We start from the raw sequence: 14,632 nt of genomic DNA, 5'->3' as shown, positions 1-14,632 counted from the left end.
TGCGGCGCGAGGTGATGCAGCGCAACGGCTGGAGCCTGCGCGAGCTGTACCGCACGCTCGACACGCCGGGCAAGAATCCGCTGCGCTCCGCCCAGGACGTGCTCGATACGGCTGTGCGGGCAGCGTATGGCATGGGCAGCGGCGATGAGGTGTTGTCCTTCCTGCTGGCGCTGAATTTGCAACTGTCAGCGCGTGAGGGGCGTGGCGAAGCCATCGTCGGTCCTGGTCTGCCTGCGAACATTCCGGACCCGGACTCGTTTTTGAGCGCTGACGCCGTGCAGCCCCTGAAATTCGGCTGAACATTCAGTTGTGTGACGTGTTTGCAGGCGTTTCCGTGAAACAGCCTCAGTCTGAACCCCAGACCATAGCAAAGGGGCCAAAGCATCTGCGCTTCGGCCCCTTTCCTTATTCTGCTCACTCGGTCTGCCTGACCTCCTGCCCGCGCGACTTCCACAGCGAGACCACCACGCCGCCCGCCAGCAGGCCCAGCGTCACGCTCAGCGAAATAGCGGGGTCCATCTTGCCGAAGAGCTGGCTGTAGAAAATCTTGAAGCCGATGAAGACCAGCACCAGCGCCATCGCGGGCTTGAGGTACGAAAAGCGGTGGACCATCGCCGCCAGCGCGAAGTACAGCGCCCTGAGTCCCAGGATGGCGAAGATGTTGGACGTATAGACGATAAACGGGTCCTGGGTGATGGCGAAAATCGCCGGGATGCTGTCGACCGCGAACACCACGTCGGCGGCCTCGACGAGTACCAGCGCCAGAAACAGCGGCGTGGCGTAGCGGACCAGCTTGCCGCTGGCGTCGGGTTTACGTACAAAGAACTGCTCGCCTTCCAGCTTGTCGGTGATCCGCAGGCGGCGCTTGAGGAATCTCAGCAGGCCGTTCTCGGTAAACTCGGCCTCGCCGTCCTTGGTGAGCAGCATCTTGACGCCGGTAAACAACAAAAACGCGCCGAAGATCCACAGCACCCATTCGAAATTGCTCACCAGCGCGGTGCCCAATCCGATCATGATGGCCCGCAGGACAATCACGCCCAGAATGCCCCACAGCAGCACCCGCCGCTGCATGGCCACCGGAACGGCGAAGTAGCCGAAGATCAGCGAGATGACGAAGATGTTATCGAGGGCCAGCGTTTTTTCCAGCGCGAAGCCGGTGTAGAAGGCCAGGCCCGAAGCGCTGCCCAGCGTCAGCCAGACCCAGGCGCCGTAGATCAGCGCGATGCTGATGTAGCCTGCCGAGAGCCACAGACTCTGTTTGACGTCCATCTGCACGGCCTTCTTGCCCAGAATGCCCAGGTCGAGGACCAGCAGCACCAGCACCACGCCGAGAAACGAGAGCCACATCCAGGCCGGTTTGCCCAGCCAATCGAGCATAAACCAGTCGAGCATTAAAAAGTCCATCGTTGTCCGTCCTTCACCGCGTAAACGGTAATAACTGGACAATCCATGACTGGCGTTGGAACAGAAAAAAGCCAGACTTGTCGGCGATCATGGATTGCTCATGATGGCCGGGTCTGGCTGCTTGATGGTACGCACCGGGCTGCTGATCTGCTCAGCGCCGTATTGACGATGCACACCCCCGGAACGGTTCCGGATAGCTACTCCCCCGTGTGTGCCCTCAGTGTACCGGGACTGAATTTAACCGCCATGATGAAGTTAAAGGCGGCGTTTATCTTCAGTTGCCGCTCGCCCGCGCCGCCGCGTAGCAACCGGGCGTCTGCTCGGCTTCGATCAGGCCACGCGCCGCCAGTTCGTGCAGCACTAGAGCAGATGTCATAAAAAGACCCTTTTTATGACCGAGCGGAGCGAGTAGTTTTGACTGAGTAGGACGCAGAATGGAGGCGCGGGGAGGCTGTTTTCCCCGTGGCGTAATTCGGAGTACTGCACTAGGGCGCAGTAGGCCCGCAGCGTCGCCGGGTCCGCCGTCTCCAGACTCGTCGGCGAGAGCTTCAGTGCCCGCGCCTGGGCGGCGAAATAGCGTTCGAGTTCGGTGCGTTCGGCTTTGTTCAGCACTGGGTAGAGGAGAGCGGCCTGGAGAGCGGGCGTCCAGACCAGTGAACCAGACCAACAAAAAGGGCCGGACAGGTTTCCCATGTCCGGCCCCCGATTGAACAGTAAATCAGTCGTTCGTGTTCAGTCGTCTGCGGCGGCAGCGGCCAGCATCTCGCGCTGATCGGTCTCGCGGAACTTGCGGATGCCGCGCACGATGCCGATGACGGCAAAGTAGGTCAGGGCGGGCAACACCACCGCCGAAATCCACAGGATCGTGTTGGCGTTGCTCTCCTTGAGGATGTTCGACTGGACCAGCTCAGGTCGGTAGCCCGCCACGCTGAACACCGCGATCATCATGAAGAAGGCGATACCGATGGCCAGCCGCACCGGGTAATCGGTGGGGTTCTCGGCGTAGTACTGGTTCTCGCTGCTGCGGTCGATCAGCGGCACCGCGAACAGCAGGCCGATGACCACGCCGGGCGTCACGATGGCGCCAAAGAACTCGGCATTGAACACGCCGCCCAGGAAGTTGAACTCCAGGCTGCCGGGCAAGATCGCCAAAATACCAAACACCCACAGCAGGTAGAAGTCCGGCTTGACGATGGGCGAGGAATTGCCGGGAGGGCCGAAGACCTCGGACGGATGCACCGGAATGAAGGCCGCGAACAAAATCACCAGGCCGGTGAACAGCAGCGCCAGCATCAGCATGATGGGGGTCTGCTGGGTAATCAGCGGCACGCCGACGATCTTCTTGTAGGCCAGCTCCTTGGCGTAGCGCGGCTGGGTGTGCTTCTGCTTAATCATCAGCAGCATGTGGGCGCCGGTCAGGGCCAGCAGGATGCCCGGCAGCAGCATGATGTGGTAGCCGTAGACGCGGGGAATCAGGCCGGAGCTGGGGAACTTGCCCGCGAAAGCCGCCTGGCCGATCCACTCACCGACCCAGGGAATGCTTGAGGCGATACCCACGACCACTTTCAGGGTGGTGGACGCGAAGTTGTCAAACGGCAGGCTGTAGCCGGTGACGGCGGTCAGGGCCGTGAAGACGATCAGCAGCAGGCCGATCCACCAGTTGATCTCGCGGGGCTTTTTGTAGGCGCCCGTGAAGTAGATGCGCATCATGTGCATCAGGCCCGCGCCCATCATCAGGTTGGCCATCCAGTGGTGGATGCGCCGCAGCATGTCGCCGAAGGGCATGGCGTTGATGTTCATGATGCTGGCGTAGGCGGCGGGCACCAGGGAGCCCATCGGGTCCATCGGGTTTTTCACCAGCACACCGCTGGGCTCGTATGACAGGGCCAGGAGCACGCCGGTCAGAATCAGCACGATCAGCGAGAACAGCGTGATTTCACCCAGGAAGAAGCTGTGGTGAACCGGGAAGGCTTTGCGCAGGAACTTGTCGTTCAGGCGCGAGATGTGCAGACGTTCGTCGAGCCACTGGTTCATATGGTCTTCGCCTCCTCAAGCAGCGACGCCCAGTCGCTCTCGGTTGATCCGTAGTATGGTGCGTTCAGCGGCCCAGTTGCGGCCAGTCCGGTGCCGTCGATCTTGATGGGTAGTTGTGAAAGTGGCTTGGGAGGCGGGCCACCGATGACCTTGCAGCCTGCACGCGGGTCGTAGGCGCCGGAGTGGCAGGGACACAGCAGCGTTCCGGGTTTGGAGGCGTTGTTGCCCACCTGGCAGCCCAGGTGCATACAGATGCCACTGTACGCTACCACGCCTTTGTCGGTGGCTTTGAGGTCGGTTGGCGCGACCAGTTCGGCTTCGGCGAACTTGAAGACCATCAGCAGGTTGTTGGGCTCGTCCTTGCGGACGACGGGGGCACCGGTCTTGTCCTTGCCCTGCGGCCAGGCGTGGGTGAGCTTATCGTTGAGTTTAGAGATGTCGATCGGCTTCCCGGCGTCCGGACCTTCGGCGTAGACCAGGATGTCGCCCGCGATGGCCGGAACCTTGCTGGCCGTAATCCGGATCGGCGGGCGCACTCCGGCCAGCGCCGTCACCAGGCCCAGGCCGCCCACGGCTCCGGCGGTGCCCAGCGCCACGTTGATGAACTTGCGTCTGCTGATTTCAGGGTCAGCGCGTCTGTACTTGGTCATTGCACGGCCTCCTTACTGTTTAGACTCACCACGGCCAAACTCACCACGGCCAGGCTCACCACAGCCAAACTCACCACGGGAACTCACCGCTGGAATCCTCGATCACGACTTCGCTGTCCATGAAGTACTTCTTGTACAGGCCCGCCGCCACGCCCAGCAAGATGACGACCATCGCGGCGTAGAAGCCTTCGGCGGTCACGTCGGGCTTCACGATGGGGTCGGCGCTCCAGCCTGCCAGGTCGACCAGGATCTGCCGGGCGAACAGGACGCCGAAGAACATCACCCCGATCAGGGTAGAGACCATCGCCAGCATGGCTACCGGCGTGCTGCGGGTCTTGTGGATGCCGGGGTGCAGTTGCTCGCCCTCGGCCCAGACGCTGTAGAGACCGATCAGGCCGTAAGTCAGGCACAGCAGGATAAAGGTAACCAGCGTGATTTCCGGCAGCTTGATCTCTTCGGGCACCAGGCGCGAGCGGTTCTTCAAGACTTCGGGGCTGATGGTGCTGGCCGCCGCCGCGATGACCGCCGGGGTAATCAGCGGTGGCGTGGCCTTGTTGCCCCAGGCGTTGATGACGTAGTTGCTCACGGCGTAGATCTCGTTGTCCTTGAGCTTGCCCTCGTAGGCGGGCATGGCGCCCTTGCCCTTGACCACGCGGGTGTGGGCCAGCACGGCGTTTTGCAGCAGGTTCTGGTCGCCCGCCAGCTTGGGACCGACGCCGCCCTGACCGCCCAGGCCGTGGCAACCGGCGCAGGCACTGGCACCCACGGCAGCCACACCGTTCTCGAAAATCGACTTGCCCAGCACCGGCCACTCTTTAGCCGCCGCCGCCGTGATAGCCGGGTCGATGGTCACCGGCTCCGGGGCCGTTTCACTGTTAAAGAGAAACAGCAGGATGATGAACATCACCGCTGAGAGCACAATTGCCACTGTGGGCATGACCGCATCGTTCCGTTCCACGTTCTCTCCCTCACGACTGATGATGTTCTGTGCCACTTCAGTGCTCTGAGCATATCACCCACACAGCGGGCTTTTGTGGCGCTGGCCGCGCATCTAGCTGAACTTTTTCGGAAATCTGTAGCCTGATACGGCAAGCCCGCACAACCGTAAAGACTTGGAAAAGAGGGCCGAGAAAAAAGACAGATCGTGCCTATTGACCGCTTCGTCCACTCACTGTACTCAAATACGTCGGTCTGAATGTCCCCCGGCCAGTGACGCCTCAGAGTCCGCCGAGTTCGGCCAGGAGCGGATAGAGCGCACTCGCCAATCTCAGCACGTCGCGGTTTTCGGGATGCTCGCCGGGGTCGCCGCCGCCCTCGCTGAGCAGGGCCACGCACAGCGGCCTGGGCAGCAGCAGCAGCCTGGCGTCGTGGTGAACGCCGACGAGTTCGCCACTTTTGGTGTAAGTCTGGTGCAGCCGCTCACCGCCGGGGCCATGCGGCAGCTTGCGGGCCAGGATGTCGCGGTACTGCTGGCGCCCCAGGATGCTCAGGGCGAGTTGGCGGTGTGCTCTGTCCAGCCGTCGGCCCTGCCACAACTTCAGAAACAGTCGGGTCTGCTCGGCGGCGCTGGTCGTGTTGCGCTCGCCGCGCCGCTGGGCCTCGTTCCCCAGTTCGGGCGGCAGTTGCAGCTTGCCCACCAGCCGGGTCCGGACATGGCCCTGGTCGGTCAGCCAGGCGTTCACTGCCTCTACTCCCAGCTCTACTCCCAGCAGCTCGATCACCAGGTTGGTGGCGGTGTTGTCGCTCACCACGATCATCAGCGTCAGCAGGTCGCGCACGTTCAGGCTCAGGCCAGCGTCCAGCTCATGCAGCACGCCCGCGCCGGAGACCTGATCGGCGGCCTGCATGACGCGGCGCTCATCCAGATCGAGTTCGCCCTGTTGCGCCCGTTCCAGCGCGTGTAGCAGCAGCGGCACTTTGATCAGGCTGGCGGCGGGGAAGACCCGATCAGCGTTCAGCGTGGCGAGTTCCGTGCCCTCCAGGTCGGTGACGTACAGCCCGATCTCGCCGCCGTAGCCCGCGCCGCGCAGTGAATGCAAGAAGTCCAGGCCGCGTTGTTCGGGGGAAGGGAGAGGGGTCATTTGCAAACGAGTCTGGAGACCTGGGGGCAACAGCTCCCTCACTCCACCACAAGCCCGGCCAGCGCCGCGAACGGGTGCGCTGCCGACGCTGGCCTGAGCGTGCAGAAACTCGGCCCACCGTCCGGCATGACTCGGTGCGGGCACTCCGGGCATTCGGGAAAGCTGAGTTCGGTGTAGGCCAGGTCGGACTCGCTGCTCGTCATGGTCCAGGTGCGCTGGCAGCCCGCCACGTATATCTGGGACTGGGGTATCTGGGACTGGGGCATCTGGGACCGGGGCACCTGCGGCCCAGCCTGTGCCCGGCGCTTAATCAAGGTTGGCAATGCCCTCGCGGATGGCGTACAGCGCGGCCTGGGTGCGGTTGTTGAGCTGGAGCTTGGTGAAAATCTCGGACAGGCGGTTGCGCACCGTCTTCTCGGAGATGTCGAGGCGCAGGGCGATTTCCTGGTTCGAGAAGCCCTGAGCCAGCAGCTTCAGAATCATAGTTTCGCGGTCGTTGAGGTCGGCGTGCTTGCCGCTGGGCAGCACCTCGCGCTTGTCACGGAAGTCATCGAGCACGCTCTGGGCCATATCGGGTTCGAGCAGCGCCTCGCCGCCCGCCACCCGCACGATGGCGTCGATCAGGGTGGTGGCGTCGGCGTCCTTGAGGATGTAGCCGCGCGCGCCCGCCTTGACCGCCTCGAACACGTAGCGGTCCTGGCGGTACATGGTGATGATGATGACCTTGGCATTGCGGTCGATCTCCAGAATGTTCTGGGTGGCCTTCACGCCGTCGAGTTCCGGCATCTGAATGTCCATCAAAATGACGTCGGGGTGCGTCTCGGCGGCGTAGCGGATGGCCTCGCGCCCGTTGGACGCCTCACCGATGACGCGCATGCCCTCGCTCTCCAGCAGGCTTTTGAGGCCCTGCCGGAACAGGGCGTGGTCGTCGGCGAGCAGGACGCGGATCACGGGGCCAGTCATGCCAGTACCAGTCATGGCCGTAGTGTACGGCCCGCCCGTTTCCAGTTGTGGACGAAGGCTCACAGGCAGGCCCAGCACTCCCTTACAGAGCGCTAACCTTGTGACCCGCATGCAAGAACGCTTGCCCTACACTGCGCTCTGTGATTACCTGGTTTGACGCCGTGCTCATCACCCTGCTGGCCGCGACTACGGCGCTGGGCGCCCGCCGGGGCCTCGCCGGACTGGTCTGGGGTGTGGGCTGCGTGGTCGTCTGCTTTCTGAGCAACGTCCTCTTCGCGGGCTGGCCTGCCCTGCCGCTGGCCGCCCTGTTGGGCTTTGCGGTGGCCTGGTTTGCCCGGCGCCTGGTTATTCAGGCCGAGCCGTGGCATCTGGTCGCCGGGGCCGTCGGCGGCCTGCTGCTGGGCGCGGTGCTGGTGGGCACCCTGGCGCTGAGCCTGCCGATCGATCCGGTCACCAACCAGTACCCCTCCGACGGCCTGCCGCTGGCGGTCCACAACGCCGTGAGCAGTTCGTATATCAAGTCCAATCTGTTCGGGGTGTTTAGCGGCAACAACACGGTCAAGACCCTGCTGATCCCAGATTTCAGCCGCCGCTGAGCGGTCCAGACCTTCTGCGCCGCCGGAGGGGGGTTGCGCTGCCGAAATTCAGCTCCTGATCTCCAGCAGCGCCGAGAGCACGGCGCCGTTCTCGGCTGGCGTACCGATGCTGACGCGCAGGCAGCCGCTCAGGCCCGGCAATTTGTCCTGGCGCCGCACCAGAATGCCGCGTGAGAGCAGATACGCGTAAGCGGCGTCGGCGTCCGGCGTGCGCAGCAAAAAGAAGTTCGCCTTCGACGCCACCGCCGTGTAGACCGGATGGTTCGCCAGCGCCGCCAGCACCCGTTCCCGCTCCTGCACGGTCTGGGCGGCGCGTTCAACCATGTACTGCGGGTGCTCCAGGGCAACACCAGCGACCGCCGTGACCAGCGCACTCACGTTGAAGGGGCTGACCAGCTTTTGCAGGTTCTGGGCCAGCTCCGGTGCAGCCAGCGCGTAGCCCAGCCGCAGCCCCGCCAGCCCCCAGGCTTTGGAAAAGGTCCGCAGCGAGACCCGGTTGGGGCGTGCCCGCACGGCTTTGCGCCCATCGCGCCCGGCAAACTGGTGGTACGCCTCGTCGAGCACGGCGATCCAGCCGTCACCGGCAGCGTCGAGCACGGTGCGTACATCGGCCTCGGCGTCGAGGTGGCCGGTGGGGGCGTGCGGCTGGGTCACGAACAGCAGACCCGGCCCGCCCGCGCCGAGTTCGCGCACCAATCCTGCGACTGGCAGCGAGAAATCTGGATTCAGCGGCACTTCGGTGAGCCCCGCGCCCAGCAAACTGGCTTCCAGTCCGTACAGCGAGAAATTGGGCCGCACACTCAGCACCCGCTGGTCCAGGCCCGCCATCTCGGTCAGCACCTTAATCAGCACGTTGCTGCCGGGCGTGACCACCACGCCCTCCGGATCCCAGCCCTCGAAGGCGGCAATCTGCGCACGCAGGGTGTCGGCGTGCAGATCGGGATAGCGGTTGAGCGGCTGCCTCGCCAGGCGGGCAAGCGCCAGGGCACGCAGTTCCTCCGGAAAATCCAGCGGCGATTCGTTCTGGTCGAGCTTGATGGGCGCGTCTACGGGCGTGAACGGGTACGTGGGAGTCCGCTGCACCGCGCCGCGCACGCCGCTGAGACTGGTGACGGAAGGGCTGGACGAAACGGGCGGAGTCATCTTCAGGTTATAGAGCATCCGCCGGGCGGCAACAGGCCCCGCTTCCCGCGCTACCCTGGGGGCATGGCCCTGCCTCCCACCGACACCGTGAAAATTCGGGACGTGTTGCGCCGCGCCCAGCAGCGCTCCCGTGAAACAGGTCGCACCCAGCAGGTTCAGATCGGCGAGGACCTGTACTGCCGCATCGCGCCGGGCGGCTCCAGGTTTTTGCTGTTCAGTCTTGACTCCGAACCCGACCACGCCACCGCCGAGGCGATGGCCCAGGGCCTGGGTTTCGCCACGCCCGAATACGGCTGGCACCAGGGCGAGACGCTGAGATCGCTGACCGTCATCGACGCTTCAGCGCCAGGTCTGGACGCGGCGCCCACCGATTCTTCAGAAACCAGCGGCAGTCTTTAGCTGAATTCTTTAGGAAACGGCGTGGGCGCCGCGAGCTGTTTTTAAACTGTGTTTATGACCCCAAAAACCAGGAATACAGAGCGTCCCGCCCGCCAGGCGCAGCCTCACGCCGCCTACCTCCGCGAAGCCCTGGCCCTGGCCAGAGAGGCGCAGCAGGCGGGCAGCTCCCCGGTGGGCGCCGTACTGGTGGACGCCCAGGGCACCGTCATCTTCCGGGGCCGCAACCGGGTGGGCGAGCCCCAGACCAGTCGGCACGTCGGCGGCGCCAGCGTCTCGCACGCCGAGATGGACGTGTTTTTTCAGGCGGGCAAGCTCAAAAATCCTCAGTCGCTGACGCTCTACACCAGCCTGGAGCCCTGCCTGATGTGCGGCGGCGCCTCGGCCCTGTTGCAAATCGGGCGCATCGTCTGGGCCACCGCCGACGCCTGGGGCGGCTCCGGGCGCCTGATCGCCTGGGACGGGCATCCCGCCATGCAGACCACCGAAGTCGTCGCCTGCCCTGATTCCGAGTTGGAGCGCGAGGGCGCCGCGCTGTTCGCCCCCGAAGCCAAGAAAGCCTTCCCCGACGAGGGCTGGGCGCTGTGGCGTGAGCGCTACCCGAACGAGACGGCTGACGTAGAGTGAACGTGTGAGCGTCAGAATCGTCGGCAGCGTCAATACGGACATCCTGGTGCGGGTCGTGCGCCCACCGGCCCCCGGTGAGACGGTCCTCGGCGGCGACGCCCAGGTGCTGCCCGGCGGCAAGGGCGCCAACCAGGCGGTGGCCGCCGCCCGCGCCGGAGCCAGCGTGCAGTTCTGCGGCGCCCTGGGCCGCGACTCTTTCGCTTCAGTCGCCCGCACAGCGCTAACCGGGGCGGGCGTGGACCTGACGCATCTGCGCGAGCTGGACAGCCCCAGCGGCGTCGCCCTCATCACCGTCTCGGAGGGCGGAGAAAACAGCATCACGGTGGCCAGCGGTGCCAACCGCCACTACTCGCCCGCCGATCTGAGCGCCGACTGGACCGGCGTGACCCATCTGCTGACGCAGCAGGAGATCAGCCCCGAAGTCGTGCTGGCCGCCGCGCAACGGGCCAAACAGGTCGGCGCCCAGGTCATTCTCAACGCCGCCCCTGGCCGCGAGCTGGCAGCCGACCTCTGGCCGCTGATCGACGTGCTGATCGTCAACGAGCACGAGCTGGCGCAACTCAGCGGGTCAGGTGATGAGGAAGAGAATGCCCGGAGCCTGCTTCAGCGCGGCTTGAGCACCGTGATCGTCACGCTGGGTTCACGCGGCTCGCTGGCTGTCACCTCGACTGGAACGCTTCGTCAACCCGCCCACCCGGTTCAGGTCGTGGACACCACCGGAGCGGGCGACACTTTCTGCGGCGTGCTGGTTGCCTGGCTCGCGGGCGGCGCTGAACTGCCGGAAGCCTTGCGAGCGGCGGGCATGGCCGGAGCCCTGGCCTGCACCAAACTGGGCGCCCAGGCCGCCATGCCGACGCGCTCAGAGATCGAGGGGGCGCTCAGGAGCCCAGGGGCGTGAGCGTCCGGTCCTGAGCGAACCGCGCTCCGCACCCCTGACACTGCCAGACCGTCCACTCTGGGGGCACACGCCTGCCCCGCACCTGCTCATCCTCATCCCGCTCCGGGCCGACGTACACCCGCTCCAGCGTGCCGCGACGCCCACATTGCGGACAGCCTTGCCACCGTTCCTGAATCGCCATGACGGTCAGCACGAATGGGGCCGCCACCAGCAGCAGCGGCAGCATCAGCACCACCGAGCAGCCGGTGGGGAACTCGACTTTCCGATCAACGGTGCGGCGACGCTTAATGTCCCATTCTGAGCACAAAAAACTCCCCCGCCAACAAAGCAGGGGAGAAATCGTTTATTCAGCTCAGCGTTAGCTCGACGCTCCCGGCTGGGCGGGCTTACCCAGGGTGGGGGGCGGCGCGGCCTGCTCCGGGGCGGGCAGCAGCAGCCGGGCCAGCACCTCACCGACGTTGGCGGCGGTGTGGATGGTCATCTCGGCGCGGATGCTTTCGGGCAGGTCTTGCAGGTTCGGCTCGTTGTCTTTAGGGACAATAACCTCGCGGATGCCGCCCTGGTGGGCTGCCAGCAGCTTCTCCTTGACGCCGCCGATGGGCAGCACCCGTCCACGCAGGCTGATCTCACCGGTCATGGCGATGTCCATGCGGGCGGGCCGGTTGGTGATGGCGGAAATCACGGCGGTGGCGATGGTGATGCCCGCCGAGGGGCCGTCCTTGGGCGTGGCGCCGTCGGGGAAGTGGACGTGCAGGTCGGTGGTCTTGTAAAAATCTGGATCGGCGCCGTACTCGGTGGCGTGCTTGCGCAGGTAAGCCACGGCGGCCTGCACCGACTCCTTCATCACGTCGCCCAGGCTACCGGTCATGTTGATGCGTCCGGTGCCGGGGGTCGCCAGCGCCTCGACGACCAGCATGGTGCCGCCCACCGAGGTCCAGGCCAGGCCCTGCGCCACGCCGACCTGGGCTTCTTTCTCCATCCGGTCGGGCTTGAACATGGGAATGCCCAGGTAATCCGGCACTTGCTCGGCATCGACCAGTTTGACGCCCTCCCAGGGGGTTTCGAGGAGATGACGGGCGGCCTTGCGGGCCAGCTTGCTGAGCATCCGGTCGACGTTGCGGACACCGGCTTCCTGGGTGTACTCCTCGATAATCCGTTGCAGCGCGGCGTCGGTGACCTCCAGGCGGCCTTCCAGCCCGTGACCGCGCAACTGGCGGGGCAGGCGGTAGCGCTTGGCGATCTGGAGCTTTTCGGGCATGGTGTAACCGGGAATCTGGATGACTTCCATGCGGTCAAGTAAGGGCCGGGGGATGGTCTGGAGGCTGTTGGCCGTGGTGATGAACATCACCTGCGACAGGTCGTAGGGCACTTCGAGGTAGTGGTCCTGAAAGGTGTGGTTCTGCTCAGGGTCGAGGACTTCCAGCATGGCGCTGGAGGGGTCGCCGCGCCAGTCGGAGGCCATCTTGTCGATCTCGTCGAGCAGCATGATCGGGTTGACCACGCTGGCCGTTTTCATGCCCTGGATGATCCGGCCCGGCATCGAGCCGATGTAGGTGCGGCGGTGGCCGCGAATCTCGGCCTCGTCGCGCACGCCGCCCAGCGACATCCGGATGAACTTGCGGTTCAGCGAGCGGGCAATACTTTTACCCAGCGAGGTCTTGCCCACACCGGGAGGGCCGACCAGACACAGGATCGGGGCACGCAGCTCGGAATCCTCAATGCGCTCCTCGGCACTGCGCTGCTTTTTCTCGCCTTTTTCGTCCAGCTCGTCGGGCTTATGAGTCAGTTGGCGCACGGCCAGGAATTCCAGAATGCGCTCTTTCACGTCGTCCAGACCGTAGTGGTCGTCGTCCAGAATGGTGCGGGTGCGGACGATATCCAGAATTTCCTCGTCGCGCTTGCTCCAGGGCACGTCGGTCAGCCAGTCGATGTAGTTGCGAACCACGGTGCCTTCGGGGCTGCCGCCGGGTGTGCGCTCCAGCCGGGCCAGCTCCTTGAGGGCCTTTTCCTTGACTTCGCTGGGCATGCCAGCCGCTTCGATCTTCTCGCGCAGCGACTCGACCTCGGCGGGGCCTTCCTCACCGCCGCCCAGTTCCTTGCCGATGGCCTTCATCTGCTCGCGCAGGTAGTATTCGCGCTGGTTGGCGTCCATCTGCTCCTTGACGCGCCCGGCCACCTTCTTGTCCATATTGAAGCGCTCAAGGTCGCGGGTCAGGTACTGGAGTACGGCGGTCAGGCGCGGCTGCTCGGCGGCCTGGCTCAGCACCGCCTGCTTCTCGTCGAGCGTCCAGGTGGCGTGGTGGGCGACCATATCGGCCAGCGCTCCGGCGTCGCTCAGGCCCTTGATGGCCTCGATCTGGTAATTGTCGAGCCGCAGGCTCTTGTTCTGGCGCTGGTACTCCTCGAAAGCCGTCTTGGTTTCGCTGATCAGCACGCGCAACTCGTCGGCGTTGCCAGCCACGTTGTCCAGCGTCTCGACGCGCACCCGCAGGTAGCTGCCTGGCACCTGATCGAGCACCTTGACGCGCTCCTGCGACTCGACCAGCACCTGATAGGTGTTGTCGGGCAGCCGCACGACCTGCTTGATGACGGCCAGCGTACCGACCTCGTGCAGCTCGCCGGGCATCGGGTCGTCGGTGGTGGCCTCTTTCTGGGTCACCACCAGCACGCGGCGGTCGGCGGCCTGGGCCTCGTCCACGGCGCGCTTGCTCTTGGGGCGGCCCACGTCGATGTTCATGGTGACGCCGGGCATAATCACCATATTTCTCAGGGCCACAACGGGAAGTTCCCAGATCATGTTTGCTCCTTGAAGTTCCGCGCCGGTAATACAACATCATGCGGCGCGTAGAGGGGTTGATAAGGAGCGTAAACCGCCTGTGCGCCGCGCTGGGTAGGGTGACCAACACTCATTGTGTCACCCGAATTCAGCGGGGCCGTGCAGGAAAAAAAGAATACGCCGTCCAACATGCCGAAATCTTACCGGCTGTGCTGGAGCGGCGCTGTAATCTAAACTGCTTTATTTCACGCAGACTTCTTGAGTCCCTTAGACTCAAGCAGCTTGAGCGGCTGATCGATGGCCCCGGCGTCGAAGACCAGTTTTTTCAGGCTCTCCAGCGGCAGCTCGAACAGCAGATCGGTCATGGCCTTTTCCAGCACGGCCCTGAGTCCGCGTGCCCCGGTTTTGCGTTCCTGGGCGCGGTGGGCGACTTCCTTGAGGGCCTCCTCGGTGAAGCTCAGGTCGACGTTCTGGAAGCCGAACAGCGCCTGGTACTGCTTGATGATGGCGCCCTGCGGCTCGGTCAGAATCCGCATCAGGGCGTGCTCGTCGAGGTCCTGAAGCTGCACGACCAGCGGCAACCTTCCCACGAACTCCGGAATCAGCCCGAATTTCACCAGGTCTTCCGGCAGAAATCTCAGCTCGGCCTTCTCGGTGCCTTTATATTCGGCCCCGAAGCCCAGCGCCCGCACGTTGGTCCGGTTGCGCCCGATGTCGGCGATGCCGTCGAAGGCCCCGCCCACGATGAACAGGATGTTCTTGGTGTTGACCTGGACCAGTTCCTGCTGCGGGTGCTTGCGTCCACCCTGCGGCGGCACCTGCGCCACGGTGCCCTCGATGATCTTCAGGAGTGCTTGCTGCACGCCCTCGCCCGATACGTCGCGGGTGATGCTGGTGCCCTCGGATTTGCGGGCGATTTTATCGATCTCGTCGATGTAGATGATGCCGCGCTCGGCGGAGGCCACGTCGTACTCGGCGGCCTGGAGAAGCCGCACGATGACGTTTTCCACGTCGTCACCGACGTAACCGGCCTCGGTCAGCGTGGTCGCGTCGGCGATGGCGAA

Annotated in this window: 17 protein-coding genes; 5 read left to right on the top strand and 12 right to left on the bottom strand. The window is 64.5% G+C overall.

All coding sequences use genetic code 11. The features are described 5' to 3' along the window. The coding region (locus Q0R23_RS01115; RefSeq protein ID WP_293909443.1) for a hypothetical protein at nucleotides 1-299 on the top strand (299 nt) is incomplete at its 5' end. 115 nt (nucleotides 300-414) lie between these two features. On the opposite strand, the gene Q0R23_RS01110 is transcribed toward Q0R23_RS01115, so the two are convergent. From Q0R23_RS01110 to Q0R23_RS01075, 8 genes are all read right to left on the bottom strand, one after another. Further along, entirely contained in the window at nucleotides 415-1,392 is a 978-nt protein-coding gene (locus Q0R23_RS01110) for a TerC/Alx family metal homeostasis membrane protein (protein ID WP_293909440.1), read from the bottom strand. Nucleotides 1,393-1,776: 384 nt separating this feature from the next. Next, nucleotides 1,777-2,016, bottom strand: coding sequence for a hypothetical protein (locus Q0R23_RS01105; protein ID WP_293909438.1), 240 nt, complete (start codon nucleotides 2,014-2,016; stop codon nucleotides 1,777-1,779). 120 nt (nucleotides 2,017-2,136) lie between these two features. After that, nucleotides 2,137-3,438, bottom strand: a complete 1,302-nt coding sequence (locus Q0R23_RS01100) for a cytochrome bc complex cytochrome b subunit (RefSeq protein WP_293909436.1) — start codon at nucleotides 3,436-3,438, stop codon at nucleotides 2,137-2,139. Then, nucleotides 3,435-4,088 carry a ubiquinol-cytochrome c reductase iron-sulfur subunit gene (locus Q0R23_RS01095; RefSeq protein WP_293909434.1) on the bottom strand — a complete coding sequence of 218 codons (654 nt, stop codon included), beginning with the start codon at nucleotides 4,086-4,088 and terminating at the stop codon, nucleotides 3,435-3,437. Before Q0R23_RS01095 ends, Q0R23_RS01100 begins: the two co-directional genes overlap by 4 nt. A gap of 70 nt (nucleotides 4,089-4,158) precedes the next feature. Beyond that, the gene (locus Q0R23_RS01090; protein ID WP_293909431.1) at nucleotides 4,159-5,025 is read right to left on the bottom strand and encodes a c-type cytochrome; all 867 of its coding nucleotides are present in this window, start codon (nucleotides 5,023-5,025) and stop codon (nucleotides 4,159-4,161) included. Nucleotides 5,026-5,305: 280 nt separating this feature from the next. Then, nucleotides 5,306-6,169, bottom strand: a complete 864-nt coding sequence (locus tag Q0R23_RS01085; protein WP_293909428.1) for a serine hydrolase — start codon at nucleotides 6,167-6,169, stop codon at nucleotides 5,306-5,308. Nucleotides 6,170-6,207: 38 nt separating this feature from the next. After that, nucleotides 6,208-6,435 carry a hypothetical protein gene (locus Q0R23_RS01080; protein ID WP_293909425.1) on the bottom strand — a complete coding sequence of 76 codons (228 nt, stop codon included), beginning with the start codon at nucleotides 6,433-6,435 and terminating at the stop codon, nucleotides 6,208-6,210. Nucleotides 6,436-6,475: 40 nt separating this feature from the next. Then, nucleotides 6,476-7,120, bottom strand: a complete 645-nt coding sequence (locus Q0R23_RS01075) for a response regulator transcription factor (RefSeq protein ID WP_366520373.1) — start codon at nucleotides 7,118-7,120, stop codon at nucleotides 6,476-6,478. Nucleotides 7,121-7,272: 152 nt separating this feature from the next. On the opposite strand from Q0R23_RS01075, the gene Q0R23_RS01070 reads away from it, so the two are divergent. Continuing rightward, nucleotides 7,273-7,728 carry a hypothetical protein gene (locus Q0R23_RS01070; RefSeq protein WP_293909419.1) on the top strand — a complete coding sequence of 152 codons (456 nt, stop codon included), beginning with the start codon at nucleotides 7,273-7,275 and terminating at the stop codon, nucleotides 7,726-7,728. 48 nt (nucleotides 7,729-7,776) lie between these two features. Here Q0R23_RS01070 and Q0R23_RS01065 read toward each other — a convergent pair whose 3' ends face one another. Next, nucleotides 7,777-8,871 (bottom strand): histidinol-phosphate transaminase, encoded by a 1,095-nt coding sequence (locus Q0R23_RS01065; protein ID WP_293909416.1) that lies wholly within the window; start codon nucleotides 8,869-8,871, stop codon nucleotides 7,777-7,779. 63 nt (nucleotides 8,872-8,934) lie between these two features. On the opposite strand from Q0R23_RS01065, the gene Q0R23_RS01060 reads away from it, so the two are divergent. The 3 genes from Q0R23_RS01060 to Q0R23_RS01050 are packed head-to-tail and all read left to right on the top strand — an operon-like array spanning nucleotide 8,935 to nucleotide 10,792. Then, nucleotides 8,935-9,270 (top strand): hypothetical protein, encoded by a 336-nt coding sequence (locus Q0R23_RS01060; RefSeq protein WP_293909413.1) that lies wholly within the window; start codon nucleotides 8,935-8,937, stop codon nucleotides 9,268-9,270. A 54-nt stretch (nucleotides 9,271-9,324) separates the two neighbouring features. Next, the gene (locus tag Q0R23_RS01055) at nucleotides 9,325-9,894 is read left to right on the top strand and encodes a nucleoside deaminase (RefSeq protein ID WP_293909410.1); all 570 of its coding nucleotides are present in this window, start codon (nucleotides 9,325-9,327) and stop codon (nucleotides 9,892-9,894) included. Nucleotides 9,895-9,898: 4 nt separating this feature from the next. After that, complete coding sequence (locus Q0R23_RS01050; protein WP_293909407.1) at nucleotides 9,899-10,792, top strand: ribokinase; 894 nt, start codon at nucleotides 9,899-9,901, stop codon at nucleotides 10,790-10,792. Here the strand turns inward: Q0R23_RS01050 and Q0R23_RS01045 are convergent. The 3 genes from Q0R23_RS01045 to clpX all read right to left on the bottom strand — a co-directional run. Beyond that, nucleotides 10,773-11,099: a hypothetical protein gene (locus tag Q0R23_RS01045; RefSeq protein WP_293909404.1), complete on the bottom strand. Its 327-nt coding sequence runs from the start codon at nucleotides 11,097-11,099 to the stop codon at nucleotides 10,773-10,775. The genes Q0R23_RS01050 and Q0R23_RS01045 overlap by 20 nt on opposite strands. Before the next feature lie 51 nt (nucleotides 11,100-11,150). Then, nucleotides 11,151-13,589: an endopeptidase La gene (lon, locus tag Q0R23_RS01040; protein ID WP_293909401.1), complete on the bottom strand. Its 2,439-nt coding sequence runs from the start codon at nucleotides 13,587-13,589 to the stop codon at nucleotides 11,151-11,153. A gap of 224 nt (nucleotides 13,590-13,813) precedes the next feature. Next, a partial coding sequence (gene clpX / locus Q0R23_RS01035) for an ATP-dependent Clp protease ATP-binding subunit ClpX (protein ID WP_293909399.1) occupies nucleotides 13,814-14,632 on the bottom strand: 819 nt, incomplete at its 5' end.

The sequence above is a fragment of the Deinococcus sp. genome (assembly GCF_025362455.1).
Lineage (GTDB): Bacteria > Deinococcota > Deinococci > Deinococcales > Deinococcaceae > Deinococcus.
This window is presented reverse-complemented; position numbering and strand designations above follow the sequence as displayed.

What these genes read in the sequence shown, in the direction of transcription:
- Q0R23_RS01110 (WP_293909440.1), bottom strand. Translation starts at nt 1,392, where the DNA reads ATGCTCGACTGGTTTATGCTCGATTGGCTGGGCAAACCGGCCTGGATG.
- Q0R23_RS01100 (WP_293909436.1), bottom strand. Translation starts at nt 3,438, where the DNA reads ATGAACCAGTGGCTCGACGAACGTCTGCACATCTCGCGCCTGAACGAC.
- Q0R23_RS01095 (WP_293909434.1), bottom strand. Translation starts at nt 4,088, where the DNA reads ATGACCAAGTACAGACGCGCTGACCCTGAAATCAGCAGACGCAAGTTC.
- Q0R23_RS01090 (WP_293909431.1), bottom strand. Translation starts at nt 5,025, where the DNA reads ATGCCCACAGTGGCAATTGTGCTCTCAGCGGTGATGTTCATCATCCTG.
- Q0R23_RS01085 (WP_293909428.1), bottom strand. Translation starts at nt 6,169, where the DNA reads ATGACCCCTCTCCCTTCCCCCGAACAACGCGGCCTGGACTTCTTGCAT.
- Q0R23_RS01080 (WP_293909425.1), bottom strand. Translation starts at nt 6,435, where the DNA reads ATGCCCCAGTCCCAGATACCCCAGTCCCAGATATACGTGGCGGGCTGC.
- Q0R23_RS01065 (WP_293909416.1), bottom strand. Translation starts at nt 8,871, where the DNA reads ATGACTCCGCCCGTTTCGTCCAGCCCTTCCGTCACCAGTCTCAGCGGC.
- Q0R23_RS01060 (WP_293909413.1), top strand. Translation starts at nt 8,935, where the DNA reads ATGGCCCTGCCTCCCACCGACACCGTGAAAATTCGGGACGTGTTGCGC.
- Q0R23_RS01055 (WP_293909410.1), top strand. Translation starts at nt 9,325, where the DNA reads ATGACCCCAAAAACCAGGAATACAGAGCGTCCCGCCCGCCAGGCGCAG.
- lon (WP_293909401.1), bottom strand. Translation starts at nt 13,589, where the DNA reads ATGATCTGGGAACTTCCCGTTGTGGCCCTGAGAAATATGGTGATTATG.